Raw genomic sequence first — 13,196 nt, 5'->3', positions numbered from 1 at the left:
CGATTGCCGGGTCCCCTTGACCCGTCGGATGGAGCTCCATGCCGGAAGCCACTGCAACGCGCGGAGAGCGTGCGCGCCAGCGCCGTCAGCAACGCGCGAAGCGCCGCGCCGCGATCTTCGGGTCCGCGGCCCTCGGCGTCGTCGCAGTAGGGGCCATCGCGGTGACGACGCTCACGGGTGCCGGAGCCACCGCCTCGGCGGATGCCTCCATCGGCCCGAACCTGCAGGAGCTCTCGCAGGAGCAGGCCCAGGCGTACGCGGTCCTGGCTGTCTCAGGCGAGGCATCCCAGGGGGGCACCATCGACGACCGGGGCTCGGGCGTCAGCATCGACGTCGTGCCGACGGATCCCGCGTCGCTCAAGAAGATCACCGAGGAGATGGTCAAGTCCCAGTACGGCTGGGGCCCCGACCAAATGTCCTGCCTCGACAAGCTCTGGATGAAGGAATCCGGCTGGAACTACCTGGCCGAGAACACCGAATCCGGTGCCTACGGCATCCCACAGTCCTGGCCCGCTGAGAAGCTCGCCACCATGGGTGCCGACTGGAAGACGAACCCGATCACGCAGATCAAGTGGGGGATGGACTACATCGACCGAGCGTGGGGCACCCCCTGCGCAGCCTGGAACCAGCACAACGGCTCCTACTGAGTCCTGGGGCGCCGCTCGGCTTGGCCGGAGCACCGCCGCAGTTGAAGACCGCGCACACGCGAACCACCTGGGAGTACCCGCATGACCACGACAGATATCCGCACCGGCTCAACCCGGGCCTCTCGACCCGCCGGTCTCCGCCGTCGCATCGGCGCTCGTGTTGTCGTGCCGACCCTGGCTGGGCTCGCGATCGCGGCCCTCGCCGTGACCGCGACGGTGCAGCTTGGCGCTCAGAACGATGGCGAGAGCGGGGTGCTCTCCGTTGCATCCGTCGACGAGCTCACCGTGGCTGGCGCACAGGGATACGCCGTGAGTCTTGTCTCCGCAGTCGATGAGGCGCAGGCCTCCGACGCCCGCACAAGCGACATCGCGAGCATCGTCGTGACCACGCCGACACCGACCCCCACGCCGGAGCCGGAGCCGGAGCCAGCTCCTGCACCCAAGGCGCCGTCGCCGAACACCAGCTCGTCCGGCGGCAGCTCGTATGAAGAGGCCAACGTCTCTTCCGACCCGAGCGTGGATGCGACGCTTGCCCGCATCGCCCAGTGCGAGTCCGGCGGCAACCCGGCCGCGGTGAACCCAGCCGGCTACTACGGTCTCTACCAGTTCTCGATCCCGACCTGGCAGTCCGTTGGCGGGACAGGCCTCCCATCTGAGGCCTCCGTCGAAGAGCAGACGATGCGCGCGAAGATGCTGCAAGCCAAGGCCGGCTGGGGTCAGTGGAGCTGCTACTAGGCCGTTCTCAGGCATCCCAAGGCTGCTGCCTTGGTGCATCTCGGGCGAGAGTGACCGGGCGGCTGCCGTCGCTTTCGTTGCCATTCCGTAACCATTCCGTTATCCTCGGTGAGTCCCTAGTTCCAACCCCGGGAGATCAATGACCACGTTGCAGCGAACCGGCTCGACGCGAGCAGCGCGTCCGACAGCCGCACGACGCTCACGGGCGAAGATCATCGTCCCCATCGCAGCCAGCACCGCAGTTGGCGCGCTGGCGCTCACCGCCGTCCTGCAGGCTGGCGTCGCCGGAGGCGCGTCACCGGCGCTGGCGATCGCGCCGAGCGTCGCGGATCTCACCGCGGCGGGTGCCCAGGGGTATCAGGTCAGCCTCGTCTCCGCAGTCGAGGCTCAGGGCGAAGAAGCAGTTGCTGACGAGGGCGCCGCAGCCCCGAGCGCTGAACCGCGCAGCAACGACCTGGCCGGCATCGTCGTGACCACGCCGACGCCTACACCGACTCCCACCCCGACGCCAACGGAAGAGGAGTCCAGCTCCTCGTCGTCGTCATCCTCCTCCTCGTCGTCTTCGTACAGCAGTCCCGACTACGTGGCTCCGGATCCCGGCACTTCGAAGGCCGTCGCCGCCGACATCGTCGCGTCGATGGGCTGGGGGACCGGCGAGTTCGCGTGCCTCGAGAAGCTGTGGCAGCGCGAGTCCGGCTGGAACGCCGCCGCTGAGGACCCGTCATCCGGCGCCTACGGCATCCCGCAGTCACTGCCTGGCAGCAAGATGGCCACCCACGGATCCGACTGGCGCACCAACCCCGCGACGCAGATCCGCTGGGGCATCGACTACATCAAGGGCCGCTACGGCACCCCGTGCGGCGCCTGGGCGCATTCGGAAGCCAACAACTGGTACTGAGACGCCTGGCGCTCCGCGCGCACAGCAGACGACGCCGCGTGACCTCCGGGTCACGCGGCGTTGTCTGTCGGTCCGGTGCGGGCGGACTTCCTAGAATGGTCGGCATGCCCCGCTCGAACCGCTCCCGCCGCCAAGGCGGGGAATCCTCGTCCCGAGCGAGGGGCGGCCGGGCAGCGAAGCGCCAGCAGGCTGCCGCGGATCGCGCCACAGGAGCAGCCGACGAGCTCGAGCGCCTGCGCGACGGATGGCGGCGAACCGAGGTGCGTCGGGGTGTCCCGTACACCGTGCAGCCGATCTCCGCGGTGCGAGCCGTCAAGGACTACGTCTGCCCCGGATGCCCGAATCCTGTCGAGGCCGGCGTCGCGCACGTCGTCGTCTGGCGCGCCGAGGGCATCCTGGGCGACGAGCATGCGCTGGCGGCCCGGCGTCACTGGCACAACCACTGTTGGAGGATGGCGTGACTGAAGCACCGAAGACCCCTATGGAAGCCACGACGGTCGAGATCAAGAGCGGCACGGAGCTTCCCGCACGCCGCGAGGAGATCGAGCTGCGCACGAGCGACGGCCTCACGCTGGTCGGCGAGCTGGCACTGCCACTCGAGCGGGAGCCCGTCGCCACACTGGTCACCCTGCATCCGCTGCCCACCGCCGGCGGGTTCATGGACTCGCACGTGCTCCGCAAGGCGTCCCTTCGACTCCCCGCCCAGGCCGACCTCGCCGTGCTCCGCTTCAACACGCGCGGCACCACGTCGCCTCGCGGCACGAGCGACGGGGAGTTCGGCGATGGCGAGACGGAGCGTGCTGACGTGGAGGCGGCGATGGCGTTCGTCCGCGAGCGAGGGCTGCCGAACCCGTGGCTCGTCGGCTGGTCCTTCGGCACCGAGCTGGCGCTCAAGCACGGGCACGAGCACCCCGATGTCCAAGGGCTCATCCTGCTCTCCCCGCCCCTGCGCCGCACGAGCCAGGACGAGCTGGACCGCTGGGCGGATGCGACCATCCCAGTCGTGCTCGTCGTCCCAGAACATGACGACTTCCTCAAGCCAGATGAGGCGGCGGAGCGCATCGCGCACCTTCCCAACTTGGAGCTGGTGCCCGTCGACGAAGGTCGGCACCTCTGGGTGGGGGAGAAGCACACGAAGCGCGTGCTGACGGAGATCGTGCGGCGCACGAACCCTGCTGCCCTTCCGCTCAGCTCGTCGTGGACGCCCGGCGAGTGATGCGCGTCACGATGCGGTGCATGAAGCCGAGCTTGACCTCGGTTGGAGCGTTCAGCACGAACGGGTACAGGTCGTTCTGACCCATCGCCCGGCTGAAGCGGTTGAGCAGGAGCGACACCTCGTGCCAGTCGGCGAGCACCCGCTCGATGGGCTCCTCCGTGTAGTCGATGAGGGGCGTCGTCGACGGCTGCAGGTGCACGTTCGACGCGGCCGCCGTCCACAGCGAGCCGAGGATGTGCAGGTAGTGCGCGAAGGTCTCCGCGAAGTCCTCCCAGGGGTGCATCGTCGCGTACTCCGAGATGTACGAGGTCGACCAGCCCTCTGGGGCTCCCAGCCGGTAGTGGCGGTCGAGCGCCTCACGGTAGCTCGCTCGCTCGTCGCCGAACAGCTCGCGGCACTCGGACAGCAGCACCTCGTCGTCGAGCAGGATCGACTGGTAGTAGTGCCCGATCTCATGACGGAAGTGGCCCAGCAGCGTCCGGTACGGCTCACCGAGACGCACGCGGAGTGCCTCACGGTGCGCATCCAGCGTCTCGGCCAGGTCGATCGTGATGATGCCGTTCGCGTGCCCGATCGTGACGCGCTGACCCGAGCTCCGGCTCGAGAGCAGGTCGAAGCCGAGGCCGCCGTCGTGGTCCGCGTAGCTCTCGATGGGCAGCCGGAGGTGCAGGCACTGCGCGAGTCGCCGCCGGTCCGCATCCGCTTCGGCAAGCTTCTCGAGCGCAAGCGTGTCGTCGAATGCGGGGCGCTTGCGCACGAGGCGGCACGACAGGCACGACGACGTGGCGATGCCGTCTTCCACGAGCCAGTTGCACTTCCAGTCCCGGTTGCCGCAGGACCGCCAGAGCCTGCCGTCGACGAGCACGACACCGCCACTCACGTCGACGAAGGCCTGGGTCTCGTCGTGGAACGCGAGCGGCGTCGCGCAGGCGGCGCACGCGAGCGACTCGAGCATCACGAGCGACGCGCAACGGGGGCACTTGATGCTCAGCACGCCTCGAATCATAGGGCCACGAGGAGCCGTTGCCGCGACGAGCTCTCGAACTCGCCGACGGAGCTATCGCTCGTTCTGCGCGGGGATCCAGACCTGTTTGACGATGAGGAGGATCGCGGCGGCGATGGGGATGGCCACGAGGGCGCCGAGGAGGCCGAGGAGTGTGCCGCCCGTGAGCGCGGCGATGACCACGATCGCGCCGGGGACCTGCACGGCTGAGCTCATGATGCGCGGGCTGATGAGGTAGGCCTCGACCTGCATGTAGACGACGTAGTAGATGGCCGCCATCCACCAGACGCTGCTGTCGACCGGCAGGAGCGCCAACTGGAGCAGCACGATGATGATCGACGCCGAGAGCGTGCCGACGAGCGGGATGAGGGAGCCGAGGAACGCGATGACCGCGAACACGGCGGGCATCGAAGCGCCGATGATCGACAGAAACGTGAAGGAGAGGATGCCGTTCGCGAGGCCCAGCGCCAGCTGACCGAGCACGAACTTTCCGACGGACGCGGTGATCTGCTCGGTCAGCTCGGCCGTGCGTGCTCGGCGGGAGGCGGGAAGCAGCTGGTAGAAGCCACGCTTGATGCTGTTCATGCTCGAGACGAAGTAGAGCATGAGGATGAAGACGATGAGCACGCCGAAGAAGGCGTTCACGATCCCGAAGCCGACCTCGAGCACGCCGCCGCCGATGGTGGCGAGGTTGTTGCGCAGCCATTCGAGCGCGTCGGTGACGAACTCCTGCGCCTGCAGGTCAGGGAAGCGCTCGTCGACCCACTCGATGACGTTGGAGCCGGCGAGGTCGTTCACGATGGACGAGTAGCGGACCGAGAGCTGCTCGACCTGCGTCGAGATGCTCGGTATGAGTGCCCAGACGACGAGCCCCAGTGCGATCGCGGCGCCGCCGAGGGATGAGATGATCGCGGCCCATCTCGGCCACCGGTGGCGCTCGAGGAAGGCGATGATCGGCTCGAAGCCGAGCGCGAGGAACAGCGCGGCACCGATGTACGTGAGGATCGTGCTCAGTGAGGCGATCATCCCGCCGAGTACCAGCGCTACGAGGACGCCGATCGTGGCGATGAAGCCGAGCCTGAACGGATTCTCGATGCGCATGCGGTGTTCCCCCTGATCGGATCCCGGCCGGAGACCGGGATCCGATTCTAGACGCGCGGTGCCGCCTCAGCTCGCGCCGCGCGGGTCAGCGCTGGCGGGGTGCGCCACGCTTCTGGCCGGCGTTCTGTCCACGGTTCTGGCCGCCGGACTTGGCGGCAACCGGATCCTCTTGCTTGGTGGGCTCGTCCGTCGACGCATCGGCTTCGTTCGGCTCCGACTGCGCTCCGCCGCTGGACAGGGCGAACGCGTGAGCCTCCGCACCGGCTGCGTCTTCACTCGAGGCCGGGGTTTCATCCGCCGACTCTGACGGGCGCTTCGTGATCTGCTCGTCCGCCTCCGGCAGGCTGAAATCGGTGCGCGAGAACGCCCGCTTGAGCTGATCCAGGTAGCTCTGCACCTGGTCGCGCTCCTCGCGGAGCTCGGAGAGGCGCTGCTCGGCATTGTCGAGCAGGCTCTTCGTGTGCTGCTCCACCTCGGTGTTGCGCTCGCGAGCCTGCTTGTTGCTGGTCTCGAGGAGATCGGCTGCCTTGCGTTCCGCCTGGTCCTGCGTCTCCTGCGCTCGGCGGCGTGCATCGGCCATGATCTTGCCCGCCTCGCGTCGGACCTGCTCGCTGCGCTGGTTCAGATCGGCCAGCTGCTCGGTGGCATCGTCGATGAGCTTCTTCGCGGCCGCCTCCGCCTTCCGGCCAGCTGCGACGAGCTGCTGCTCGAACGCGTTGCGGCGCTTGGAGAGCTCGACATCGAGCTCCGTGCGCTTCGCGTTGAGCTCCCGCACCGAACCCTCGCGGAGTGCATCGATCTCACCCTTCGCGAGCTGCCGCGCGGCTTCCTGCTCGTGCTCCATCTGGGTGCGCCGAGCGGCGGCCTCGCGCTCGAAGTCGGCTCGCACCTTGTCCATCTCGCGCTGGCGCTCGGAGAGTCGAGCCGCGGACTCGGCGATCTCGTTCTCGACAGCCTGGCGCTTGGTCGCGAGCTCCTCCTCGACGGACGCGCGCAGCGCGCTGATCTCGAGGTCGGTGGAGTGCCGCAGCTCACGGAGCTCGGTCGTGACCTGGTCCTTGACGGTCTCGATCTCACGCTCCTGGTTGGTGCGGGTGAGGTCGGCCTCCTGCTTGGCGTTCTCGAGAAGGCTGTCCGCTTCCGAGCGAGAGTCGCTCAAGACGCGAGACGCCCGCACATCGGCCTCCCGCGTGACGCGCTCTGCGTAGTCGTTCGCCTCCTGGTGGATGCGCGCAGCGTTTCGGTGGGCCTCGCTCAGGATCTTGTCCGCTTCGCGCTGGGCTTCGGCGGTGAGCTTCTGGGCCTGCTGCTCGGCCGTCGCGAGCGTGCCGGCGAGCTTCGTGCCGAGCCCGGAGTAGGTGGGGTTGCCGACCTCGTTGAGCTCCGTCTCGAGCTGCTTGATCCGGGTGCGCATGGCCGCGATCTCGCGGCTCGCGCCGGAATCCTGGTTCCCGGCCTGGGCGAGCTGGGTGCGCAGCGACCTGATGACCTCGTCGACCTCTTCGCGGTTGTAACCGCGCATCGCTGTATTGAAGTTGATGTCGTCGAATGCCAAGAACGCCTCCGCGTGAGTCAGGTTGCGAGTGCGCGACCACCGCGTGCGCACATCGTGAAGTCTAGACGGCGGGTGGGAGACGCAGCCTGATGAGGTACAGAAGGGCGGTGGGAACCCGCGTGAAAAGTTCGGGGTTCGCTCTCCGCGAGACCCGACTTTGGCACTTTTCCCGGCCGACACCGGCGTATTCCAGGGGAAGTGCGGGCATGGTGCGTTAGATTGAGGGGTCGAGAGTCGCCATGAACCTCATGGACGACGACGGCACCCTCGCGAGAGGAGCACGTCGAGCGCACAAACGATGCACGGCGCAATCACTCGAGAAGGAGTCACTCAGTGAGATTCATCATAGCCGCGATCGCATTCCTCGGAAGTGCGGCGCTGCTCGTCGTCGGCTGGCTGCAGGTCACGGAAGCGAGGGCTGCCGACTCGGTCGTGGCGACCGGAACGGTGTCCCAGGAGTCGCCGTTGCTCGTCATCCCGAGCGACACGCTCATCGAGCACGCGGGGACGCAGTCCATCACGATCAGCGGGGACGGACCCATCCGCGTCGCGATCGGTCGTCAGGCTGACATCGCTGGCTGGGTCGGCACGACCCAGCACGAGATCGTCACGCTCGACGACACGAGCGGCGCGCTGGTCTTCACCCCGGGCGAGGCATCGGCTGACGAGACGACGGCACCGAACATCCTCGGCAATGACCTGTGGTTCCAGGAGTACGAGGGTGATGGTGAACTCAAGCTGGAGCAGACCCTGCCGGTCGGCTTCGCGCTCCTCGTCCAGTCCGACGGCGAGTCGCCCGCGCCGAGCCAGGTGTCCATCTCCTGGCCGCTCGACGGCCGCGCGCCCATGGCCGGTCCGCTCCTGCTCGGCGGTGGAGTGCTCCTGCTGATCTCCCTCGGTCTCCTGCTCTGGGCGCTGTTGAGCATGCGCCGCCGCTCCAAGCCCCAGCGCCAGACTCACGACGTGCTCGAACCGGAGGCCTCGACGGATGCTCCCGCGGTTGGGGAGGCCGCCACGACACCGGCGTTCGCGTTCGGGCGTTCGGCTCCCAGCGCCGACGACGGACTCGATGCCGCGGATGTGGACCCGGTCGAGCAATCGCAGGGCGTGGTCGCGGCCTCGGTCAGGCTCTCCGAGGGCACCCAGCCGGAGCCCGCGGACGTGAACTCCCGCGCAGGCGCACCAGACGAGCAGCCTGGCCATGCATGGGCCCCTCCCGCGGCTGCGGATGAGCACTCGCGGCAGACAGACGCACCGGCCTTCCCCTCGTTCCGGGCTCCGAGCGCAGAAGCGCCCGTTCCTGCCGCCGCACCTGCGGCCGAGGGAACGCCAGCGGCCGTCGACGACCCGTTCAGCTGGAGCGCCCCATCCACGTCCTCCGAACCTGAAGCTGAAACTGTCGACGCAGCTCCGCTCGCCCAGCCCGACGCCCACGCCGAACCGGCACCCGCGGCTGCGCCGACGGACGAGGACCGACCCGAGCCCTCCACGAAGGATGACGGGGACGAGCGCGACGACGACTCCTCGGATGCCGGAGAGCCGCCATCGGGTGACGCGTCCGGGCCGAGCCCTGAGGCCCCTGCAGCTGGCACGCCGGCCGCAGAGCCCCAGCAGTGGCGCCGGCCCCGCGGGCGTGACCGCAGCCAGGCCCCGAAGCGCCTCTTCAGGCTCATCCCGGTGCTGCTCGTCGGGTCGATCGCACTCACCGGATGCTCGGCCGACTTCTGGCCGGAGCAGTTCGGTGGATCCACGAGCGCACCGACGACTCCGACCCCGACCTCATCCATCGACCAGGCGCTGCTCACCGAGGGCGAAGCTCTCCCGGCCGTCAACTCGCAGCAGCTCACCGAGATTCTCGACGACGCTGCGCGCCTCGCCCAGGAGGGCGACGCTGCGAACAACCCGGACGGGCTGAAGCCGCGCTTCACGCAGGCCGCCTACCAGGAGCGAGCAGCCGAGTACCAGGCGAAGGCGGCCGACAACGCCCTCCCGGGGCCCGTCGCGTTCCCCACGGGCGAGGTCGTCTACGCCGTCCCGCAGGCGTCAGATTCGTGGCCGAAGTCGATCTTCGTGGTTCGCGAAGCCGGGGGAGAGACCCCGACGGCACCGTTCGGGATCATGCTGACGCAGTCGAGCGCCCGCGACACCTACAAGGTCGCCTCCATCGTGCAGCTCACCCCCGATGTCACGCTGCCGGAAGCCGCTCCGGCCGAGATCGGCGCCCCAGGCATCGACGGACTCGAGCAGCCGCTCGTCATCGCACCGGAGGAGCTCGCCGGGGCCTACGCGGACGTCATCAGCAACGGCGACGGCTCGCAGTTCGCCGCGTTGTTCTCTCCCGACGGCGACTCGCTGCGCACGCAGATCTCCGAGGCTCGGGCCGCGGTCTCCGGCGAGATCGACGCGAACGCCGCACGCATCGAGTTCCAGACGCGGCAGACCGATGACCCGCCCTTCGGCGTGCAGACGCTCGACGGCGGGGCGATCGTCGCCGTCTCGATCGAGGAGGTCGAGAAGCTGAGCGCGCGTACCCAGCTCGCGACCCTCAGCGTGCAGGGGCGCACCGCGGCCCTCGCAGGCGCCAGCTCGTCGTCGCTGGGATTCGAGACCCTCTACACGAACCAGCTCATGTTCTACGTGCCGTCTGAAGCGACAGGCGGCGCAATCCAACTGCTCGGCTTCGCCAACACCATGACCGGCGCACGCCAGCTCAACGCGAACGAGGTTACCTATGGCTGAAACCCCACCGCTCAACCCAGCAAGTCTCTACGGAGCAGTCGATCTCTCCTCGCTCGTGCAGCGCGCGAGCACCCCGGCCGGCCAGGCCCCGCAAGCCCCGGCAGGCGGGGCACCAGGCCAGGCGGCCGCACCTGCGGCCGGGGAGCCCGTTGCGACCCTGCCGGATGTCGTGGTCGACGCCGATGAGCAGACGCTCGAGCAGTTCATGCAGCTCTCACAGTTCCTGCCCGTCATCGTCGAGATGCACGCGGCATGGTCCAGCGACGCGCAGGCGCTCTCGCCGGTTCTCGCCAACATCGTCCGCGGGGCTGAGGGTCGGGTCGTGCTCGTGCGCGTCGACCTGGATGCTCACCCGCAGCTCGGTCAGCAGCCGCAGGTCATCGCCATCATCGGCGGTCGGCCCCTGCAGCTGTTCTCCGGCAACCCGCCTGAGGAGCAGATCACCCAGATCGTCGGCGAGATCCTGCAGGTCGCAGCCCAGCAGGGCTTGACCGGCCATGTCGCCGTGGATGGGACGCCCGAGGACGACGCGGAGGCGCAGGAGCCTGCCGCCCCGCCGTTGCCGCCGTTGCACGCGGAGGCCTTCGAGGCGCTCGAGCGCGGCGACTACGCGGCCGCCGTGGACGCCTACGAGCGCGCTCTCGCTGAGCGCCCCGCCGACGACGAGGCTCGAGCTGGTCTCGCGCAGGTTCAGCTCCTCGTGCGCCTCCAGGGCAAGACGCTCGAGGAGATCCGGCAGCGCGCTGCAGCCGCGCCCGACGACCTCGACGCGCAGCTGGACGTCGCCGACCTCGACCTGTCGGGTGGGCACATCGACGACGCCTTCGATCGCCTCCTCACGCTGTTCCCGAAGCTCGACGCCGAGGGGAAGACGGCCGTTCGCGAACGCCTCCTCGACCTGTTCCTGGTCGTCGGTGTCGCCGACCCGCGCGTCGGCGCGGCACGTGCAAGGCTCACGAACCTGCTGTTCTGACGTCGCGGTGCGACGACGACGAGGCCCGGATGCGATCAGATCGTATCCGGGCCTCGTCGTTGCTGCGTGCGGGCCGATCAGCCCTCGTACTTGAACCAGACCGCGGCGAGCGGCGGCACGGTGACGGCCGCCGACTGCGCGAACCCGTGCGACGGGGTCTCCTCGGTCGTGACGGAGCCGTAGTTGCCTGCACCCGATCCCGCGTAGGTCTCGGCGTCGGTGTTGAGCACCTCGGACCAGCGGCCGGCGTGCGGCAGGCCGAGACGGTAGCCGCTGATGACCTGGTTGGAGAAGTTGAAGACCATCGCGACGTCGGGGGTGCCATCGTGGCCACGGCGAGCGAATGCGAGCACGCTGTTGGCCGCGTCGTCACCGCTCAACCACACCATCCCGGAAGGGTCGTCGTCGCGCTGCCACAGCGCGCCTTCGTTCTTCGCGAGCCGGTTGAGGTCGCCCACGAGCCGCTGCACACCGGCGTGGCCCGGGTTGTCCAGCTGCCACCAGTCGAGGCCGCGGGACTCGCTCCACTCCGTCTGCTGAGCGAACTCCTGGCCCATGAAGAGGAGCTGCTTGCCCGGGTGTCCCCACTGGTAGGCGAGGAAGAGCCGCGTGCCCGCGAGCTTCTGCCATTCGTCACCCGGCATCTTGGAGTACAGGGAGCCCTTGCCGTGGACGACCTCGTCGTGGCTGATGGGGAGCAGGAACCGCTCGCTCCAGGCGTACACGAACGAGAAGGTCAGGTCGCCTTGATGGTGCGAACGGTAGATCGGGTCGCGCTCCACGTAGCGGAGGCTGTCGTTCATCCAGCCCATGTTCCACTTGAGCCCGAAGCCCAGGCCGCCCCACTCGGTCGGCTTGGTCACCCCGGCCCAGCTCGTCGACTCCTCCGCGATCATCGCGATGCCCGGGTACAGCTTGTAGGCGGTGGCGTTGACCTCCTGGAGGAAGGCGATGGCCTCGAGGTTCTCGCGTCCGCCGTGGATGTTCGGCACCCACTCCTCGCGCGAGTAGTCGAGGTACAGGATCGAGGCCACGGCGTCGACCCGGAGACCGTCGATGTGGAACTCCTCGAGCCAGTAGAGCGCGTTGGCGACGAGGAAGTTGCGCACCTGGGAGTCGCCGAAGTTGAACACCTTGGTGCCCCAGTCCAGCTGCTCGCCCAGGCGCGGGTCGGCGTGCTCGTAGAGCGCCTGCCCGTCGAACTCCGCGAGGCCGAAGCTGTCCTTGGGGAAGTGCCCGGGCACCCAGTCCATGATGACGCCGTAGCCGGCCTGGTGCAGCCGGTCGATGAGGTACCGCAGGTCGTCTGGCGAGCCGAGGCGCGACGTGGGCGCGTAGTAGCCGGTGACCTGGTAGCCCCACGAGCCGCCGAAGGGGTGCTCGGCGAGCGGCATGAACTCGACGTGCGTGAACTCGAGGCCATCGAGGTACTCGACGAGCTGGTCGGCGAGCTCCCGGTACCCGAGGCCCGGCCGCCAGGACATCGCGTGGAGCTCATACGTGGTCATGGGGCCCGTGTGCGGGTCCTTCTGCGCCCGCGCGCTCATCCAGTCGTCGTCGCCCCACTCGTACGTGCTGGGGGTCGCGATGACGGATGCGGTCTGCGGCGGCTGCTCGGCGTGCAGCGCGAGCGGGTCTGCCTTCTCCACCCATTCGCCTGACGCGGTGCGGATCTGGAACTTGTAGGTCTCGTGCGGCGAGACGCCCGGCACGAAGAGCTCCCAGATGCCGAGGGCATCGAGGCGTCGCATCGCGTGCGCTCGGCCGTCCCAGCCGTTGAAGGAGCCGATGACCCGAACTGCCTGGGCGTGCGGTGCCCACACGACGAACGAGGTGCCAGACACCGGTGCGTGGGTGCCCCAGTGCTCGCGGTGGTGGGCACCGAACACGTGCCAGAGCCGCTCGTGGCGGCCCTCGCCGAAGAGGAACTGGTCGACCTCACCGACGACGGGGAGGAACCGGTACGGGTCGTCGACCGTGTGGGGGACGCCGTCCGTGTAGACCGTCTCGAGCTGATAGTCGTCGAGGCCGTGCTCGTGTGCGCCCTGCCAGATGCCGTGGGCGAGGTGGTGCAGCCCGACCCGTTCGCCGCTCGAGGTGAGGATCGCTGTCACACGCTCGGCGAGGGGGCGTCGCGCACGGATGACCGTGCGCCCGTCTCCCTGCAGGTGCTGCCCGAGGATCGCGTGCGGTCCCGAGTGCGTGCCGTCGGCGACTGCGCGCAGCTCACCGTCGGGAATGCTGGTCGTCACTGGGGCCGCTGGCTGGAGTTCGTCGGTCATGGTGTTTCCGTTCTCGAGATCGTTCGGCCGCGCCTCGCGGCGCGGCC

At 68.7% G+C, this 13,196-nt stretch carries 11 protein-coding genes; 7 read left to right on the top strand and 4 right to left on the bottom strand.

Going from position 1 to position 13,196, the window contains the following annotated elements; genetic code table 11:
- The first annotated feature begins 38 nt into the window (after positions 1–38).
- The 5 genes from ABVF28_RS02680 to ABVF28_RS02660 all read left to right on the top strand — a co-directional run bounded on the left by ABVF28_RS02680 (position 39) and on the right by ABVF28_RS02660 (position 3,496).
- A complete protein-coding gene (locus tag ABVF28_RS02680; RefSeq protein ID WP_371029388.1) occupies positions 39–647 on the top strand; it encodes a hypothetical protein in 609 nt (202 codons plus the stop codon).
- Between the two features lie 81 nt (positions 648–728).
- Complete coding sequence (locus tag ABVF28_RS02675; RefSeq protein ID WP_371029387.1) at positions 729–1,382, top strand: transglycosylase family protein; 654 nt, start codon at positions 729–731, stop codon at positions 1,380–1,382.
- A 139-nt stretch (positions 1,383–1,521) separates the two neighbouring features.
- The gene (locus tag ABVF28_RS02670) at positions 1,522–2,280 is read left to right on the top strand and encodes a lytic transglycosylase domain-containing protein (RefSeq protein WP_371029386.1); all 759 of its coding nucleotides are present in this window, start codon (positions 1,522–1,524) and stop codon (positions 2,278–2,280) included.
- 104 nt (positions 2,281–2,384) lie between these two features.
- On the top strand, positions 2,385–2,741 hold the full coding sequence (locus ABVF28_RS02665) for a hypothetical protein (RefSeq protein WP_371029385.1): 357 nt from the start codon (positions 2,385–2,387) through the stop codon (positions 2,739–2,741).
- Positions 2,742–2,761: 20 nt separating this feature from the next.
- On the top strand, positions 2,762–3,496 hold the full coding sequence (locus ABVF28_RS02660; protein ID WP_371029413.1) for an alpha/beta hydrolase: 735 nt from the start codon (positions 2,762–2,764) through the stop codon (positions 3,494–3,496).
- Here ABVF28_RS02660 and ABVF28_RS02655 read toward each other — a convergent pair.
- The 3 genes from ABVF28_RS02655 to ABVF28_RS02645 form a co-directional block, all read right to left on the bottom strand.
- Positions 3,468–4,490 (bottom strand): putative zinc-binding metallopeptidase, encoded by a 1,023-nt coding sequence (locus ABVF28_RS02655; RefSeq protein WP_371029384.1) that lies wholly within the window; start codon positions 4,488–4,490, stop codon positions 3,468–3,470. The two genes, ABVF28_RS02660 and ABVF28_RS02655, sit on opposite strands and share 29 nt — an antisense overlap.
- Positions 4,491–4,553: 63 nt before the next feature.
- Positions 4,554–5,600: an AI-2E family transporter gene (locus ABVF28_RS02650; protein ID WP_104311352.1), complete on the bottom strand. Its 1,047-nt coding sequence runs from the start codon at positions 5,598–5,600 to the stop codon at positions 4,554–4,556.
- An 85-nt stretch (positions 5,601–5,685) separates the two neighbouring features.
- A complete protein-coding gene (locus ABVF28_RS02645) occupies positions 5,686–7,155 on the bottom strand; it encodes a DivIVA domain-containing protein (protein WP_371029383.1) in 1,470 nt (489 codons plus the stop codon).
- A gap of 333 nt (positions 7,156–7,488) precedes the next feature.
- Between ABVF28_RS02645 and ABVF28_RS02640 the strand changes: the two genes are divergently transcribed.
- A complete protein-coding gene (locus ABVF28_RS02640; protein WP_371029382.1) occupies positions 7,489–9,894 on the top strand; it encodes a hypothetical protein in 2,406 nt (801 codons plus the stop codon).
- Positions 9,887–10,867: a tetratricopeptide repeat protein gene (locus tag ABVF28_RS02635; protein WP_371029381.1), complete on the top strand. Its 981-nt coding sequence runs from the start codon at positions 9,887–9,889 to the stop codon at positions 10,865–10,867. Before ABVF28_RS02640 ends, ABVF28_RS02635 begins: the two co-directional genes overlap by 8 nt.
- 77 nt (positions 10,868–10,944) lie before the next feature.
- Here the strand turns inward: ABVF28_RS02635 and glgB are convergent, their stop codons facing one another.
- Positions 10,945–13,149, bottom strand: coding sequence for a 1,4-alpha-glucan branching protein GlgB (gene glgB, locus ABVF28_RS02630; RefSeq protein WP_371029380.1), 2,205 nt, complete (start codon positions 13,147–13,149; stop codon positions 10,945–10,947).
- Positions 13,150–13,196: the final 47 nt, after the last annotated feature.

The sequence above is a fragment of the Pseudoclavibacter sp. JSM 162008 genome, assembly GCF_041366455.1.
Taxonomy (GTDB): domain Bacteria; phylum Actinomycetota; class Actinomycetes; order Actinomycetales; family Microbacteriaceae; genus Pseudoclavibacter.
Note: the sequence above shows the minus strand (reverse complement) of the source record. Positions and strands in the feature narration are given on the sequence as shown.